The organism is Pseudomonas sp. MYb118, from assembly GCF_040947875.1.
In the GTDB taxonomy this organism is placed as follows: Bacteria; Pseudomonadota; Gammaproteobacteria; order Pseudomonadales; family Pseudomonadaceae; genus Aquipseudomonas.
The window spans coordinates 480,626-496,788 of sequence record NZ_JBFRXN010000004.1 but is presented as its reverse complement, the minus strand read 5'-3'; the positions used below and the strand labels follow the sequence as shown (position 1 = coordinate 496,788).

At 61.1% G+C, this 16,163-nt stretch carries 12 protein-coding genes and 1 pseudogene; 9 read left to right on the top strand and 4 right to left on the bottom strand.

Annotation, left to right across the window (positions count from 1 at the left end; genetic code table 11):
• Nucleotides 1-62: 62 nt before the first annotated feature.
• A complete protein-coding gene (locus ABVN20_RS28295; protein ID WP_368559084.1) occupies nt 63-848 on the top strand; it encodes an outer membrane protein OmpK in 786 nt (261 codons plus the stop codon).
• Nucleotides 849-1,224: 376 nt separating this feature from the next.
• Nucleotides 1,225-2,010 (top strand): outer membrane protein OmpK, encoded by a 786-nt coding sequence (locus ABVN20_RS28290; protein ID WP_368559083.1) that lies wholly within the window; start codon nt 1,225-1,227, stop codon nt 2,008-2,010.
• A gap of 45 nt (nt 2,011-2,055) precedes the next feature.
• Here the strand turns inward: ABVN20_RS28290 and ABVN20_RS28285 are convergent, their stop codons facing one another.
• The 3 genes from ABVN20_RS28285 to ABVN20_RS28275 form a co-directional block, all read right to left on the bottom strand.
• Nucleotides 2,056-4,845 (bottom strand): RHS repeat-associated core domain-containing protein, encoded by a 2,790-nt coding sequence (locus ABVN20_RS28285; protein ID WP_368559082.1) that lies wholly within the window; start codon nt 4,843-4,845, stop codon nt 2,056-2,058.
• Nucleotides 4,846-4,984: 139 nt separating this feature from the next.
• Complete coding sequence (locus ABVN20_RS28280) at nt 4,985-6,157, bottom strand: patatin-like phospholipase family protein (RefSeq protein ID WP_368559081.1); 1,173 nt, start codon at nt 6,155-6,157, stop codon at nt 4,985-4,987.
• 110 nt (nt 6,158-6,267) lie between these two features.
• Entirely contained in the window at nt 6,268-7,200 is a 933-nt protein-coding gene (locus tag ABVN20_RS28275) for a lipid A biosynthesis lauroyl acyltransferase (protein WP_368559080.1), read from the bottom strand.
• A 118-nt stretch (nt 7,201-7,318) separates the two neighbouring features.
• Here ABVN20_RS28275 and minC point away from each other — a divergent pair, with 118 nt between their 5' ends.
• From minC to ABVN20_RS28240, 7 genes and pseudogenes are all read left to right on the top strand, one after another.
• A complete protein-coding gene (gene minC, locus ABVN20_RS28270) occupies nt 7,319-8,056 on the top strand; it encodes a septum site-determining protein MinC (RefSeq protein WP_368559079.1) in 738 nt (245 codons plus the stop codon).
• A 203-nt stretch (nt 8,057-8,259) separates the two neighbouring features.
• On the top strand, nt 8,260-9,072 hold the full coding sequence (gene minD, locus ABVN20_RS28265) for a septum site-determining protein MinD (protein ID WP_368559078.1): 813 nt from the start codon (nt 8,260-8,262) through the stop codon (nt 9,070-9,072).
• 3 nt (nt 9,073-9,075) lie between these two features.
• The gene (minE, locus tag ABVN20_RS28260; protein ID WP_027620024.1) at nt 9,076-9,330 is read left to right on the top strand and encodes a cell division topological specificity factor MinE; all 255 of its coding nucleotides are present in this window, start codon (nt 9,076-9,078) and stop codon (nt 9,328-9,330) included.
• A gap of 129 nt (nt 9,331-9,459) precedes the next feature.
• The gene (locus ABVN20_RS28255) at nt 9,460-10,095 is read left to right on the top strand and encodes an RluA family pseudouridine synthase (protein WP_368559077.1); all 636 of its coding nucleotides are present in this window, start codon (nt 9,460-9,462) and stop codon (nt 10,093-10,095) included.
• A gap of 203 nt (nt 10,096-10,298) precedes the next feature.
• The gene (locus ABVN20_RS28250; RefSeq protein WP_368559076.1) at nt 10,299-11,588 is read left to right on the top strand and encodes a M18 family aminopeptidase; all 1,290 of its coding nucleotides are present in this window, start codon (nt 10,299-10,301) and stop codon (nt 11,586-11,588) included.
• Between the two features lie 180 nt (nt 11,589-11,768).
• Complete coding sequence (locus ABVN20_RS28245) at nt 11,769-11,945, top strand: hypothetical protein (protein WP_368559075.1); 177 nt, start codon at nt 11,769-11,771, stop codon at nt 11,943-11,945.
• Nucleotides 11,946-12,022: 77 nt separating this feature from the next.
• A pseudogene (locus ABVN20_RS28240) lies at nt 12,023-14,180 on the top strand (mechanosensitive ion channel family protein).
• 194 nt (nt 14,181-14,374) lie between these two features.
• On the opposite strand, the gene ABVN20_RS28235 reads toward ABVN20_RS28240, so the two are convergent.
• Complete coding sequence (locus ABVN20_RS28235; protein ID WP_368559074.1) at nt 14,375-16,048, bottom strand: DEAD/DEAH box helicase; 1,674 nt, start codon at nt 16,046-16,048, stop codon at nt 14,375-14,377.
• Nucleotides 16,049-16,163 lie beyond the last annotated feature (115 nt).

The following is a 16,163-nucleotide window of genomic DNA, read 5'->3' as shown; positions in this document are numbered from 1 at the left end:
ACCCCCATCCGGGGGTTGGGGCTGCTTTTGCCTGACAAAAACAACAACAAGAGGAGCAACGGATGATTCGGACACAGACAAGCCTGCTGTTGGCCGGTGGGTTGCTGGCGGCCAGCCAGGCCACGGCCGGGGATTTGCTGATGTGGCAGACCAACAGTCTCAGTTATCTGTACGGCAAGGATTTCAAGGTCAACCCGTCGATCCAGCAGACGGTGACCTTCGAGCACGCCGATCGCTGGAAGTACGGTGACAACTTCCTGTTCATCGACAGCACCTACTACAACGGCGCCAAAGACCGCAACAAAGGCTCCCACGCCTACTACGGCGAGTTCAGCCCGCGCCTGTCCCTGGGCAAGATCTTCGAGCGCAAATTCGAGTTCGGGCCGATCAAGGATGTGTTGCTCGCCATGACCTACGAAAGCGGCGAAGACGACACAGAGGCCTATCTGATCGGCCCAGGCTTTGATCTCAAGGTCCCGGGCTTCAATTTCGTCAGCCTCAACCTGTACCAGCGTTACACCGAAGGCGGGCGCCCCGGCGATGGCGTGTGGCAGATCACCCCGGCCTGGTCCTACACCCTGCCGCTGGGCAATTCGAACCTGTTGATCGACGGCTACATCGACTGGGTCACCGACAACGACCGCAATTCCCGCGGCACCTATCACGCCAACCTGCACCTCAACCCACAGGTCAAATATGACGTCGGCAAAGCCATGGGCTGGCGTGAGAAGCAGTTGTATGCCGGCATCGAATACAGCTACTGGAAGGACAAATACGGCATCGAGAACAACGGCCGCCTCGACACCAACGAAAACACCACCAGCCTGCTGGTGAAGGTGCATTTCTAGAATGATCGACAACCGCGCCCCCCGCCTGTCGTCAGCGCGCCGTTGCGCAGCACTTGAGACACGGGCAAGGAGTCAGTATTCTCCGCGCCCGCCTGAATCCGCTTTAAAAAAAAGCCCGGATTTAATTCCTGACCAGAAAGCCAACTTATCCCGGCGCTGGACGGTACCAAGGCACACCCAAAACTCTCTCGATCGACTGCTCCCGGGCAGCCGCGCGGGCGTTTTTTTGTTTTTCGAAAGCCTTGGCTCAGCCCTTGCTGACGGCACTGCCGCTGACCGAAAGGATGATTTTTTTACCGCTACAGAAAAAGGCGCCACACCAGAGCGTCGACTTGAAAAAAACAACGTGAAACACCTACTTTTTGGGAGCAACCGAATGAAACGTACGTGCACCAGCCTGATGCTGGCCGGATCCCTGCTGGCCGGCGGCCAGGCCATGGCCGGCGACCTGCTGCAATGGCAAAACAACAGCCTGACCTACCTGTATGGCAAGGACTTCCAGGTCAACCCGCGCATCCAGCAGACCGTGACGTTCGAACACGCCGACAGCTGGAAGTACGGCGATAACTTCTTCTTCATCGACAAGATCTTCTACAACGGCAAGGAAGACGCCTTCGCCGGCAAGAACACCCACTACGGCGAGTTCAGCCCACGCCTGTCGTTCGGCAAGATCTTCGATCAGAAACTGGAGTTCGGCCCGGTCAAGGACGTGCTGCTGGCCATGACGTACGAATTCGGCGAAGACGACACCGAGGCTTACCTGGTGGGTCCGGGCTTCGACCTGGCCATTCCAGGCTTCGATTACTTCCAGCTGAACTTCTACAACCGCCACACCGAAGGCAGCCGCCCGGGTGATGATATCTGGCAGATCACCCCGGCCTGGTCCTACACCATCCCGGTGGGCGATTCCGACATCCTGATCGACGGCTTCATCGACTGGGTAGTCGACAACGACGTCAACAAAAAAGGCGAATACCACGCCAACCTGCACGCCGTACCGCAGATCAAGTACGACCTGGGCAAGGCGCTGAACCTGGGCGAAAAACAGTTGTATGTCGGTGTCGAGTACGACTACTGGAAGAACAAGTACGGGATCGAAGACAGCTCGGGATTCAAGACCAACCAGAGCACGACCAGCTTCCTGGTCAAGGTTCACTTCTGACAATTTGAATCTCCCAACCTGTCTACCCGACAGGTTGGGAACACATCAAACCGACGCTCTTCGGCCCGGCCTGATTTTTGGCCAATTACCGATCGCGGCAACACCCGGTCTGATTCCGCGGTCAAGCAACGCGGATGCATGACCTTTGTCGTCAATGATGCCCCCTCCCCTGATTGAAGGCACCCGGTAGGAAACCATGTGCTGCGCTACAGACAATTGCTTATCGAGCACCGCCTCCATGATCAGGCCCGGGCCTGTCCAATAAAGCGTGTCCTCACTGCGCCAGAATTTATGATGGCGTTTTTTTGCCCAGCTCTCTTCATCGTGCTTGTCATAGCTACGAACGATTTCCGTCAAAAATACCTTCACCATCGAAGATCCAGCGGGCGCTGCGACGATTGCGTTCGAGACTTTCTGCTGATCTGTGACATAAGCCAGGAAACCGTCGGGAGCCTCTAAAACGCCAACACTCGAGCGAACTGCGACATCGACATCCATGTGCAACCCTCCATGCACGTATGTCGCCGTCAATTTCACCAGGTCACTCGCTGCAGCAGGATTGCGGTAAGGCCCGTTCAGCTCTCGATGAAACAATGCCTGCACTTTATGAGCCGGCGAAAATGTTGTTGCGAGCTCGTCGAACAATTCATCGGTGCCCCTGACCAGCAAGTCCCGCCCAAATTGTCGGGCGAGCCTTCGATGGACTGGATTATCCCCGTCTTCCATCAGCGATAACGTTTTGAAGATATGCGACGGCTTATCCACCCAGACATTCATTGTGTATTCGGGGTTATGCATCCTGAAAGTCAATACATTGCCAAGAGACACAGGATTGATGTGGCGCCCACCCCAAAAAAAATGCGCCACCGTGGGTACGGCTTCCAGACCTTCGGCATCCACCCAGTTAATCGGGTTGTTGACCAACATGGCATACAGGTTGATGCCATCCGCCAGGCCAGCAGGATCCGGACTCATCCAGCGCTGCAACCACGGTGCGTAGTACCGATACCCATAATGGTAGAGTCCGGTGGCATCACGCTCCCTGGCCGAATAACGAATCGTTTTATACGTTGCCTCAACCTCGCTGTTGCCGGCCCATAAGGCCGTTCCGCCAAAGGGGTAATACATTTCCCGAGTGAGAACCGCTCCCTGCTCATCCAGCTCCAGCGTGGAGGAGTTCAAATGATCACTCAGGCAATAGCGCAGCGGCTGATCACGAACACCGCGCGGTGCCTGCCTGACCCAATGCAAGACGCGAACGTGGGATCGACCCGCTGCAACACCGATGACATGGCGCACGTCCCCCGCCTCTGCATCACGGTGAATCTCCAGGCCCGGCAAATAGCGAACTTCAGCTTGCAATGTTCGATGAGCAGCGTGGGCTAGCCGCACTTTGCGCAACCGATGCCCCGGAGCGTCATAGCGATAACATTCGATATCGTCAGCCGCGTCTGCGCGATGGACCTGTGTCACGCTACTTAACTGATTGCGTACATCCCAACTCATCTGTTGCCCGCGCAACAGCTCCAACTGGTTACCGTTACCGTCAAAACCCTCTGCCAGACTGCCTTTCTCCACGACGCTGCGATTACTGTCGGACGCCGTGAACATCTCGAAGTTATCAGCCCCGCTGTGATGGCGAGTCTGTAAATTGCCGGCAGCGTCGTAAATGAACGTCTGCGTATAGTTGCGCAGTTGATTGGGGTCCAGCGGGGTGATTTGCCAAGCCGGTAATTGCGGGCCGTAGCACGGCTGACTGACTTCACTGCCCGTGGCCTCAATCAATTGATAAAGGCTGTCATAGCCATAACGGCTGACCGGATCAATCCGCTGATTACCCTGATAACGTGGCCGTTGAGCCTTGTCTTCAATGCGGGTGATGTTGCCGACCGGGTCATAGTGGTAATGAAAATCCTGAAGTGAAATCCGCTCCGCATCGACACACTGCAACTGCAACAAGCACCCGTCTTCTGCCGAGTATCGAGCCGTCGTGGTGACGCCATTGCCCGCACGCTCACTGATACTCCTGCCAACCGCGTCGTAATGGATTTCATCGACCAGACGTTGTGGTACGGCGCAGGATCCCCCCCGCTGCAGACGGACCTCACGGATCTGCCCTGCACGATCATGATCGAAGAACGTGACATTGGCCCTGGCATCGGTCTGACTGCACAACTGGCCCAATGGGCCGTGCTGCCGCGTTGTCTCGAACACTTCGTCTTCCAGCCAGGCGTCCGCCCCTGCATGCGACCAATCCGGCAGCTCCAGATCACGCGAGAAACGGGTCTGCTCGGATAGCAACCCGCCAGCCACCCCGAATTCGCAGAGACGACGGCTACCCGCCGGATGGTCGTGGCGAATCAATTGCCCACATTGATTGCGGGTCGAGAAGTCATCACTACCCCCAGCGTAAACAAACCGCTCCGACATACGGGGTGCCTGCTGCTCCAGCCATTCGATGACCGCGATCGGACGCAAACGCTCGTCGAATTCGGTGTGCCGCTGACTGCCACGCTGATCCCAGAATGAACGCGTGGCACCCGACTGTTCCAGCAAACTCAACTGCCAGCCGGCATCGACACTGTCAGTACTCAGGGGCTTGCCTTGCAATCCGTAGACGGTCGCGTGATTCGGCCTGGGAGCAGTCATCCATAATCGCGGATCCCGGCAAGCCACGAGTCGTCCCTGCGCATCGAAATGGTTACGTGTAATTCGGCGTTCAAAAGAGGGATTCTGCAGGTGACGACAGTAGGCGATACTTCGCACAGCCAAACCACGGGCATCTATCGCCGAAAGCGTTGGCGTGTGAGCATCATTGCATCGTGAAGCCGCCATTTTTCAGTCCTCTGCCTGAGGACTTCAATCTGCTCCAATTGCAGAGGCATATCTACTGACAGAACTGACAGTTCCAGCGTGCGGAAAAACGCCTGCGCGAGCGAGCCGTTGAATCGTCGCGATGGACGCGCCGCAAATATCAGGCCGATAGCACCGGCTCAGGCAGCCCAAGAAACCTGCACAATTCATCTTTCTTGGCCAACGCATCGCGCCGGCCCAGGTCGATCAACTCGCTGCAATACCCCGCCTCGAACAGCAAATAGCTCAACACCCCCGCCCCACTCGTCTTCGTGGCCCCCGGGCCGCGCAGGAACAGGCGCAGTGCCGCCGGCATTTCCTGGCGGTGGCGCGCGGCGATTTCGTCGATCGGCTGGCTTGGCGAAATCACCAGCACCTCCACTGGCGCCACGCCCAGCGACCGCACCGGCGTGCCATCGGGCATGAGGTGGCTGAACTGGTTCAAGCGCTGCAACAGCTCGATATCGCTTTCCAGGCTGTCAATGAACGTGCTGTTGAGCATGTGCCCGCCGATCTGCGCCAGGGTCGGTTGCTGGCCGGTATAGGTGCGCTGCAACGGTTGTTCGGGGTCAATGCCTCGGGGGTTGCCGCTCACCCCCACGACCAGCACGCGACTGGCGCCCAGGTGCAGCGCCGGGCTGATCGGGGCCGACTGGCGCACCGCGCCATCACCGAAAAACTCTTCGCCGATTTTCACCGGGGCGAACAGCAACGGAATCGCCGAACTGGCTAGCAGGTGTTCCACCGACAACTGGGTCGGCACGCCAATCCGCCGGTGACGCAGCCACGCATCAATGGTGCCGCCGCCCTGGTAGAAGGTCACGGCCTGACCGGACTCGTAACCGAACGCGGTGACCGCCACGGCGTGCAATTGCTTTTGGGCGATGGATTCGGCGATGCCACCCATGTGCAGCTTGTCGTTGAGCAGTTCGCGCAGCGGTGAGCTGTTGAGCAACGCCACCGGCACCTGGGAACCCAGGCCCAGCAGGCTGTGGCCGACGAAGCGGCTGGCCTGGCGGATCACCCCCGGCCAGTCGCTGCGCAGCACCAGATGGCTGCGAAAGCCTTGCCAGAACTCGGTGAGGCGCTCGATGGCGCTACGAAAATCCGTGGCACCACTGGCCAGACTGACGGCATTGATCGCCCCAGCGGACGTGCCGACGATCACCGGGAACGGGTTGTCCGCGCCCAGTGGCAGCAGTTCGGCGATGGCCGCCAGTACCCCGACCTGATAGGCCGCCCGGGAACCACCGCCGGAGAGGATCAGGCCTGTGACGGGTTCGACTGGGGTCATTCACAACGCTCCGTGTGGTGGGAATGGGTACGACTTGGTGTGCAGCCTGATGCCCATCAGTGCCCTTTCGTCCATCGCGAGCAAGCTCGCTCCTACAGGGAGCGGCGGCTTTAGCGGCGTTTGGCGTAGAGTTTGGGCTCGCCCGGTGGGCGGCTCTTGAAGCGGCGGTGGGCCCAGAGGTATTGCTCCGGGCATTCACGCAACACGCCTTCGACCCACTGGTTGATGCGCAGGCAGTCTTCTTCCTCGGTTTCGCCGGGGAAGCCTTCCAGCGGCGGGTGAATCACCAGGCGATAGCCGCTGCCGTCCGCCAGGCGCTCCTGGGTGAACGGCACCACCAGCGCCTTGCCCAGCCGGGCGAACTTGCTGGTAGCGGTCACGGTCGCGGCCTGGATGCCGAACAGCGGCACGAACACGCTCTGCTTGGCGCCGTAGTCCTGGTCCGGCGCGTACCAGATCGCGCGCCCCGCACGCAGCAACTTGAGCATGCCGCGTACGTCCTCACGCTCCACGGCCAGGGAATCGAGGTTGTGACGCTCGCGGCCGTTGCGCTGGATGTAATCGAACAGCGGGTTTTTGTGCTCGCGGTACATGCCGTCGATGGTGTGCTGCTGCCCCAGCAGCGCCGCACCGATTTCCAGGGTGGTGAAGTGCACGGCCATCAGGATCACGCCCTTGCCTTCGCGCTGGGCTTTTTGCAGATGTTCCAGGCCTTCGACATGGGCGAGTTTGGCCAGGCGTTCGCGCGACCACCACCAGCTCATGGCCATTTCAAAGAAAGCGATGCCGGTGGAGGCGAAGTTTTCCTTGAGCAGGCGCTTGCGCTCGGCGGCGGATTTTTCCGGGAAACACAGCTCCAGATTGCGCCGAGCGATGGCCTTGCGGTCACCCGCCAGGCGATACATGACGGCGCCCAGCGCGCGGCCGATGAACAGCAACGTCGGGTACGGCAATTGAACGATCAGCCACAACAGCCCCAGCCCACACCACAGTGGCCAGAAACGCGGCATCAGAAATTTTTTTTGAAAACTCGGGCGATCCATTAAATGTTCCGCAAAGACAGTGGCCGCGCATTCTACATCGTTCGCCCCGGCTTGCGGCTGGCGAGCGTTCTCGTTATAAGTCTCGGCACTTTCCGCGACAAGCCGTTGTATGCCGACCATGAGCCAAACCGAATCGCAAGACCAGGATCCCGTGTTCCAGTTGAAGGGCAGCATGCTCGCCATCACCGTGCTGGAGCTGGCCCGCAACGACCTCGACAGCCTCGATCGGCAACTGGCCGCCAAAGTGGCCCAGGCGCCCGGCTTCTTCAGTAACGCGCCCCTGGTCCTGGCGCTGGACAAACTGCCGGCCGGCGAAGGCACCGTCGACCTGCCAGGCCTGATGCGCATCTGCCGCCAGCACGGCCTGCGCACCCTGGCGATCCGCGCCAGCCGCATCGAGGACATCGCTGCCGCGATTGCCGTCGACCTGCCGGTCCTGCCGCCCTCCGGCGCCCGTGAGCGCGCGCTGGAACCCCAGGAAGTCGCCGTGGCGAAGAAACCGGAAAAACCGCCGGAACCTTCGATCAAACCGACCAAAGTCATCACTTCGCCAGTACGTGGCGGCCAGCAGATCTACGCCCAGGGCAGCGACCTGGTGGTGATCTCGTCGGTCAGTCCGGGGGCGGAACTTCTCGCCGATGGCAACATCCATGTATACGGCGCGATGCGCGGCCGGGTATTGGCCGGCGTGAAGGGCGATACCAAGGCCAGGATTTTCTGTCAGCAGATGACCGCTGAACTGGTCTCCATCGCCGGCCACTACAAGGTTTCGGAAGATCTGCGCCGCGATCCTTTATGGGGTTCGGGAGTTCAGGTCAGCCTGTCGGGCGACGTGTTGAACATCATTCGGCTTTAACGGATACTGCCGCATTTTCCAAGCATCTCTAAAACGTAGCGAAAACGGCTCAAACGAAGTAGGAAAATGGTCAAAACCGGTGTTTGCCAACGGCAGACGCGGTTCAGGGCCGAATTCCAGCCAAGGCTGTCCGACTGTAGTCGTTTTTTTCAAGAGATGTTTTTCAGGGACCAGAAGTCCTTTTTCCTTAGGGGTGAAACACCTTGGCCAAGATTCTCGTGGTTACATCCGGCAAGGGTGGTGTGGGTAAGACCACCACCAGTGCTGCTATCGGTACCGGCCTCGCACTGCGCGGCCACAAGACAGTGATCGTCGACTTCGACGTCGGCCTGCGTAACCTCGACCTGATCATGGGTTGCGAGCGTCGCGTGGTGTACGACTTCGTCAACGTGGTCAATGGCGAAGCCAACCTGCAACAGGCGCTGATCAAAGACAAGCGCCTGGAAAACCTCTACGTCCTGGCCGCCAGCCAGACCCGCGACAAAGACGCACTGACCGTCGAAGGCGTGGAAAAAGTCCTGATGCAACTCAAGGAAGACTTCGAGTTCGTGGTCTGCGACTCCCCGGCGGGCATCGAGAAAGGCGCCCACCTGGCCATGTACTTCGCTGACGAAGCGATCGTCGTGACCAACCCGGAAGTGTCCTCGGTCCGTGACTCCGACCGCATGCTCGGCCTGCTGGCCAGCAAGTCCCGTCGCGCCGAACGCGGCGAAGAGCAGATCAAGGAACACCTGCTGATCACCCGCTACCATCCGGAGCGCGTGAGCAAAGGCGAAATGCTCGGCGTCGAAGACGTCAAGGAAATCCTCTCGGTGAGCCTGCTCGGCGTGATCCCTGAATCCCAGGCAGTGCTCAAGGCCTCCAACCAGGGCGTGCCAGTGATCCTCGACGACCAGAGCGATGCCGGCCAGGCCTACAGCGATACCGTCGACCGCCTGCTGGGCAAGACCGTCGATCATCGATTCCTTGAAGTCCAGCGCAAGGGCTGGTTCGAGCGCCTGTTTGGAGGGAACTAAACAATGAACCTATTTGACTTCTTTCGTGCCAACAAAAAGCAAAGCACCGCGTCGGTAGCGAAAGAGCGTCTACAGATCATCGTGGCGCACGAACGCGGCCAACGCAGCACCCCGGACTACCTGCCCGCCTTGCAGAAGGAGCTGGTGGAGGTGATCCGCAAGTACGTCAATATCGGGTCCGATGACGTGCATGTCGCCTTGGAAAACCAGGGTAGCTGCTCGATTCTGGAACTCAATATCACCCTGCCAGATCGCTGAGTCGATCCGGCTGGAGCCACGGCGGCGCAGGCTTTTCGGGCTTTTCATGTGGGAGCGAGCCTGCTCGCTCCCACAAAGGAAGCTTCGAAAACCTGCGCCGCCGTTGGCGTTTGTTACGAGACTGTTTTAATGCCGCTGTCCAACATCCGCATCATCCATCAGGACGCCGCCGTATTGGTGGTGGATAAACCGACCCTGCTGCTTTCCGTGCCCGGCCGGGCCGATGACAACAAGGACTGCCTGATCACCCGCCTGCAGGAAAACGGTTACCCCGAAGCCCGCATCGTCCATCGCCTGGACTGGGAAACCTCGGGCATCATCCTGCTGGCCCGCGATGCGGACACCCATCGCGAGCTGTCCCGGCAGTTTCACGACCGCGAAACCGAAAAGGCCTACACCGCACTGTGCTGGGGCCAACCGGAACTGGACAGCGGCAGCATCGACCTGCCCCTGCGCTACGACCCACCGACCAAACCGCGCCACGTGGTGGACCACGAGCAGGGCAAACACGCCCTGACCTTCTGGCGGGTGCTGGAGCGCTGCGGCGACTGGTGTCGCGTCGAGCTGACCCCCATCACCGGGCGCTCGCACCAGCTGCGCGTGCACATGCTCTCCATCGGTCACCCACTGCTGGGGGACGGGCTGTACGCCCACGAACAGGCCCTGGCCGCCTGGCCACGGCTGTGCCTGCACGCCAGCATGCTCAGCTTCACCCACCCCCAGACCGGGGAGCGCCTGCGCTTCGAGTGCCCGGCACCGTTCTGACGCCTGAAGCAGGATCTGTGGGATACACATCCTGTGGGAGCGAGCCTGCTCGCGATGATTCTGCCGGTCGCTGAAGTGTCGCCTGACACACCGCCATCGCGAGCAGGCTCGCTCCCACAGTGAGGGGTCGCTGCGGACTCAAGATCGCGCCCATCCCCTTAGGCAATACGTTAAACTGGCGCCATTGCTGTCTGGAGCTACTTATGCGCGAAGAGTTGAACCAAGGCCTGATCGACTTCCTCAAGGCCTCCCCTACCCCCTTTCATGCCACTGCCAGCCTCGTGAAGCGCCTGGAGGCGGCGGGCTATCAGCGCCTCGACGAGCGCGAGCCCTGGAACACCGAAGCCAACGGCCGTTACTACGTCACCCGCAATGACTCCTCGATCGTTGCCATCAAGATGGGCCGTCATTCGGCGTTGCACGGCGGTATTCGCATGGTCGGCGCGCACACCGACAGCCCGTGCCTGCGGGTCAAGCCGCAGCCGGAGCTGCAACGCCAGGGTTTCTGGCAACTGGGCGTCGAAGTCTACGGCGGCGCGCTGCTGGCGCCGTGGTTCGACCGCGACCTGTCCCTGGCCGGCCGCGTGACCTTCCGCCGCGACGGCAAGGTCGAGAGCCAGTTGATCGACTTCAAGGCACCGATCGCGATCATTCCCAACCTGGCCATTCACCTCAACCGTGAAGCCAACATGGGCTGGGCCATCAACGCCCAGACCGAGCTGCCACCGGTGCTCGCGCAATTTGCCGGTGACGAGCGCGTGGACTTCCGCGCCGTGCTCACCAACCAGCTGGCGCTGGAGCACGGCCTGAACGCCGACGTGGTGCTCGACTACGAGCTGAGTTTCTACGACACCCAGAGCGCAGCGGTCATCGGCCTCAATGGCGACTTCATCGCCGGCGCGCGCCTGGACAACCTGCTGTCGTGCTACGCCGGCCTGCAGGCCCTGCTGAACGCCGACAGCGAAGAAACCTGCGTGCTGGTGTGCAACGACCACGAAGAGGTCGGTTCCTGCTCCGCCTGTGGCGCCGACGGGCCGATGCTCGAACAGACCCTGCGCCGCCTGCTGCCTGAAGGTGACGAATTCGTACGCACCATCCAGAAGTCGCTGCTGGTGTCGGCCGACAACGCCCACGGTGTGCACCCCAACTACGCCGACAAGCACGACGCCAACCACGGCCCGAAACTCAACGCCGGCCCGGTGATCAAGGTCAACAGCAACCAGCGCTACGCCACCAACAGCGAAACCGCCGGGTTCTTCCGCCACCTGTGCATGGCCGAGGAAGTGCCGGTACAAAGCTTCGTGGTGCGCAGCGACATGGGTTGCGGCTCGACCATCGGCCCGATCACCGCCAGCCACCTGGGCGTGCGCACCGTGGACATCGGCCTGCCGACGTTCGCCATGCACTCGATCCGCGAGCTGTGCGGCAGCCACGACCTGGCGCATCTGGTGAAGGTGTTGAGCGCGTTTTATGCGAGTCAGGAGTTGCCGTAACTCGGCAACCCCCTCCCCCCACCCTTGTGGGAGCGAGCCTGCTCGCGATGCAGTGTGTCAGTCAGCCCAGTGTTGGACGTGACAACGCAATCGCGAGCAGGCTCGCTCCCACAGGTTTCATGATCAGTGGCACGAAACCCGCCTAGACTTTTCATATCACCCACGACAAGGCAGTCCTCCATGATCTCGTTGTCCTCGTTCCACGCCATGCTGATTCCGATTCTCGCCGGGATGATCCTGCTGGCCGTCGGCTTCAACTTCCGTGACAAGAATGCCGGTGTGCTGGCCATGTGGATCGGCATGCTGACGATCCTCGCCACCGTGGTCTTCAAGATCCTCGCCAAACTCAACGAATAAATCCGCCCCCTGGCTCGCATTGACTTTGGCGGGCTCGTACACTCGGTCGATCTGCTTCTATCAAGGTTGACCGCCCCGTGTTCGCTCGCCTGCTTGCCCTGCCCTGCCTGTTTCTTGTCTGCCTGCTGGCATTGCTGCCGATCACGCCGGCCCAGGCTGTCGGCCTGCCGAGCCTGCTGAACAACTCGGCGAGCACCCAGCCCGAGGCGCAGGAGCCCCTCGGCCAGTCCCTGGACGAAGTCATCAAATCGCTGGAGAACGACCAGCAACGCAGCAAACTGCTGGCCGACCTGAAGAAGCTGCGCGATGCCACCAAAAAGGCCCAACCGGCCGCCGAAGAAGGCGTGCTCGGCCTGATCGGCGGCACGCTGAGCCGCTTCGAGAAGCAGTTTGCCGGCGCCGACAGCCCGATCACCCGCTGGACCCGTGAGTTCTCCCTGGCTCAGGACGAACTGGACAGCCTGATACTGCCGGCCAACGAATGGCTGCCGATCATCTTCGCCTTCGCCATGATCCTGGCGCTCTGGAGCCTGCTCGCCGCGGCGCTGATCTGGCTGAGCCACCGGGTACGCATGCGTTTCGGCCTGACCGAGGAGCTGCCGCAACACCCCAGGGCCTTCGACCTGCTGCGTTTTGCCCTGCGCAAACTCGGGCCCTGGCTGATCGCCCTGGTGATCACCGTATACATGAGTTACGCGCTGCCCTCGTCGCTGGGCAAAAGCCTGGCCATGGTGCTGGCTTACGCGCTGGTGGTCGGCACCTGCTTCTCAGCGATCTGCGTCATCGCCTTTTCCCTGCTGGACGGCCCCCACCGGCACCGCGCCCTGTACATCCTGCGCCACCAGGCCTTCCGTCCCTTGTGGCTGATCGGCAGTTTTGCCGCATTCGGCGAAGCCCTGAACGATCCGCGACTGGTCACCAGCCTCGGCAGCCACCTGGCGCATACCGCCGCCACCGTGGCCAATGTGCTGGCCGCCCTGTCCACCGGGCTGTTCATCCTGCGCTTCCGGCGCCCCATCGCCCACCTGATCCGCAACCAGCCGCTGTCCCGGCGCCTGACTCGTCGCGCCCTCAGCGACACCATTGAATATCCTCGGCACCTTCTGGTATGTACCCGCGCTGGTGCTGGTGGCCATCTCACTGTTCGCCACCTTCCTTTCCGCCGGCGACACCAGCACCGCCCTGCGCCAGTCGCTGATTTGCACCGTGCTGCTGGTGCTGTGCATGGTCATCAACGGGCTGGTGCGCCGTCACGCGCAGAAACCGCAACGGGGGGTGAAGCGTCACGCGCTGTACTCCGAGCGCTTGAAGGGGTTTTTCTACACCCTCGCGCATCTGCTGGTGTGGCTGGCGTTCATCGAACTCGGCCTGCGGGTCTGGGGCATGTCGCTGATCGCATTCACCGAGGGCGACGGCCATGAAGTCAGCGTCAAGCTATTCAGCCTCGGCGGCACGCTGATCTTTGCCTGGCTGATCTGGATCCTCAGCGACACCGCCGTGCACCACGCCCTGACTCGCTCGCGCAAGGGCCTGGCCAATGCCCGCGCGCAAACGATGATGCCGCTGATCCGCAACGTGCTGTTCGTGGCGATTTTCATCGTGGCGCTGATCGTCGCGCTGGCGAACATGGGCATGAACGTCACGCCACTGTTGGCCGGTGCCGGCGTGATCGGCCTGGCCATCGGTTTTGGCGCGCAGTCGCTGGTCGCCGACCTGATCACCGGGCTGTTCATCATCATCGAGGACTCCCTGGCCATCGACGACTACGTGGATGTCGGCGGCCACCTGGGCACCGTCGAAGGCCTGACCATCCGCACCGTGCGCCTGCGGGACATCGACGGCATCGTCCACACCATCCCGTTCAGCGAAATCAAGAGCATCAAGAACTACTCGCGCGAGTTCGGCTACGCGATCTTCCGCGTGGCGATCCCCGCCAACATGGACATCGACAACGCCATCAAGCTGATGCGCGACGTCGGCCAGAAGATGCGTACCGACCCGCTGCAACGGCGCAACATCTGGTCGCCGCTGGAGATCCAGGGCGTGGAGAGTTTCGAGTCGGGCAACGCGATCCTGCGGGCGCGCTTCAAGACCGCGCCGATCAAGCAATGGGAGGTGTCCCGCGCCTTCAACCTGTCGCTCAAGCGCCATCTGGACGAAGCCGGGCTCGACCTGGCGATGCCGCGCATGACTGTGCAGGTGGTGACGGCGGGGGGCGGTCAGGCCACCGAATAACACTAAACCTGTAGGAGCGAGCTTGCTCGCGATGGTCGTCAACGATGACGCTGTCGGCCTGACACCCAGCGGTGTCTGAGCCTCCATCGCGAGCAAGCTCGCTCCTACAGGGGATGGGTCAATCTCGAAATACAGGCAAAAAAAATCCCCGAACCAGTCGGGGATTTTTTTCGATCAATCAGTCCAGGGGCGGATCAATCTTCGCGGTAGCGACGCAGCTTCAACTGCTTGCCAGCCACGCGGGTGTCCTTCAGCTTGGTCAGCAACTTCTCCAGACCATCTTCCGGCAGCTCGACGAGGCTGAAGCTGTCACGCACCTGGATGCGACCGATGGCTTCACGCGCCAGGCCACCTTCGTTGAGGATGGCGCCCAGCAGGTTCTTCGCGGCGATACCGTCACGCGCGCCCAGCGCGGTACGGCAACGAGCACGACCTTCGGCCAGCGGCATCGGTGCGCGACGCTCGCGGTCACCACGCTCAGGACGGTCACCGGAACGCTCTGGACGATCACCACGCGGGGTGTTGTTCGGTACCAGCGGACGCTCTTTCTCGATAGCGGCCAGGTTCAGTGCTTGACCGTTGGTAGCCTTGCGCAGCAGGGCCGCGGCCAGGGCACGCGGGCTGCAACCGATGTCGGCGGTCAGGCGATCGAGCAGATCACCGTGGGTCGATTCGGCGTCAGCCACCAGCGGCGACAGGCTGTTGGTCAGTTTCTTGATGCGGGCATCGAGAACGGCTTGAGCGTCCGGCAGGCGAACCTCGGCAACCTTCTGACCGGTCACACGCTCGATCACTTGCAGCATGCGGCGCTCACGTGGAGTCACCAGCAGCAGCGCACGGCCTTCGCGACCGGCACGGCCGGTACGGCCGATACGGTGAACGTAGGATTCCGGATCGTACGGCATGTCCACGTTGAACACGTGGGTGATGCGCGGAACGTCCAGGCCACGAGCGGCAACGTCGGTCGCCACAACGATGTCCAGGCGGCCATCCTTGAGGGAGTCGATCACGCGCTCACGCTGGTTCTGGGCAATGTCACCGTTCAGCGCAGCGGCTTTGTAGCCTTTGGCTTCCAGCGCGCTGGCCAGGTCCAGGGTGGCTTGCTTGGTGCGCACGAACATGATCAGCGCGTCGAAGTCTTCCACTTCCAGCAGGCTGAGAACGGCAGAAGTCTTCTGGTCGGCGTGAACCAGCAGGTGAGCCTGTTCGATCGCGGTGACGGTCTGGGTCTTGCTCTGGATCTTCACGTGCTTCGGATCGCGCAGGTGACGCTCGGCGATGGCACGGATCGACTGCGGCAAAGTAGCCGAGAACAATACGGTCTGACGGGTTTCCGGCATGGCCTTGAAGATGACTTCCAGGTCGTCCATGAAGCCCAGCTTGAGCATTTCGTCTGCTTCGTCGAGGACCAGGTGGTTCACGGTCTGCAGCACTTTTTCGTCGCGACGCAGGTGGTCGCACAGACGGCCCGGAGTGGCGACAACGATCTGTGCGCCATTACGGATTGCTTTCAATTGTGGGCCCATCGGCGCGCCGCCGTAGACAGCCACAACAGTTACGCCCGGCATTTGCTTGGCGTAGGTTTCGAAAGCGGTTGCAACTTGCAGCGCCAACTCACGAGTTGGGGCCAGGATCAGAGCTTGCGGCTCGCGCTTGGACGGATCAATGCGGTGCAGGATAGGCAGGGCGAAAGCGGCGGTTTTACCGGTACCGGTTTGCGCCTGACCAATCATATCGTGACCGGCGAGGATGATCGGGATCGACTGCTGCTGAATGGCCGAAGGCTCTTCATAGCCGGTAGCGACTACTGCAGCGACAATATTGGGATGAAGTTCAAGAGCGGCGAAGCCGCCGATTTCCTGGGTCATGGGTCTGCCTCTAAGTGCATCCGCAAAGACCCATGCTCCAAAGCTGCGCATGCCGTGTTGAGACTCAAGAGTCGCCCTGGCAGCTTTGTCGGCGGGGATTTGCGAAAACGTATGA

What these genes read in the sequence shown, in the direction of transcription:
- ABVN20_RS28295 (WP_368559084.1), top strand. Translation starts at nt 63, where the DNA reads ATGATTCGGACACAGACAAGCCTGCTGTTGGCCGGTGGGTTGCTGGCG.
- ABVN20_RS28290 (WP_368559083.1), top strand. Translation starts at nt 1,225, where the DNA reads ATGAAACGTACGTGCACCAGCCTGATGCTGGCCGGATCCCTGCTGGCC.
- ABVN20_RS28285 (WP_368559082.1), bottom strand. Translation starts at nt 4,845, where the DNA reads ATGGCGGCTTCACGATGCAATGATGCTCACACGCCAACGCTTTCGGCG.
- ABVN20_RS28280 (WP_368559081.1), bottom strand. Translation starts at nt 6,157, where the DNA reads ATGACCCCAGTCGAACCCGTCACAGGCCTGATCCTCTCCGGCGGTGGT.
- ABVN20_RS28275 (WP_368559080.1), bottom strand. Translation starts at nt 7,200, where the DNA reads ATGGATCGCCCGAGTTTTCAAAAAAAATTTCTGATGCCGCGTTTCTGG.
- minC (WP_368559079.1), top strand. Translation starts at nt 7,319, where the DNA reads ATGAGCCAAACCGAATCGCAAGACCAGGATCCCGTGTTCCAGTTGAAG.
- minE (WP_027620024.1), top strand. Translation starts at nt 9,076, where the DNA reads ATGAACCTATTTGACTTCTTTCGTGCCAACAAAAAGCAAAGCACCGCG.
- ABVN20_RS28255 (WP_368559077.1), top strand. Translation starts at nt 9,460, where the DNA reads ATGCCGCTGTCCAACATCCGCATCATCCATCAGGACGCCGCCGTATTG.
- ABVN20_RS28250 (WP_368559076.1), top strand. Translation starts at nt 10,299, where the DNA reads ATGCGCGAAGAGTTGAACCAAGGCCTGATCGACTTCCTCAAGGCCTCC.
- ABVN20_RS28245 (WP_368559075.1), top strand. Translation starts at nt 11,769, where the DNA reads ATGATCTCGTTGTCCTCGTTCCACGCCATGCTGATTCCGATTCTCGCC.
- ABVN20_RS28235 (WP_368559074.1), bottom strand. Translation starts at nt 16,048, where the DNA reads ATGACCCAGGAAATCGGCGGCTTCGCCGCTCTTGAACTTCATCCCAAT.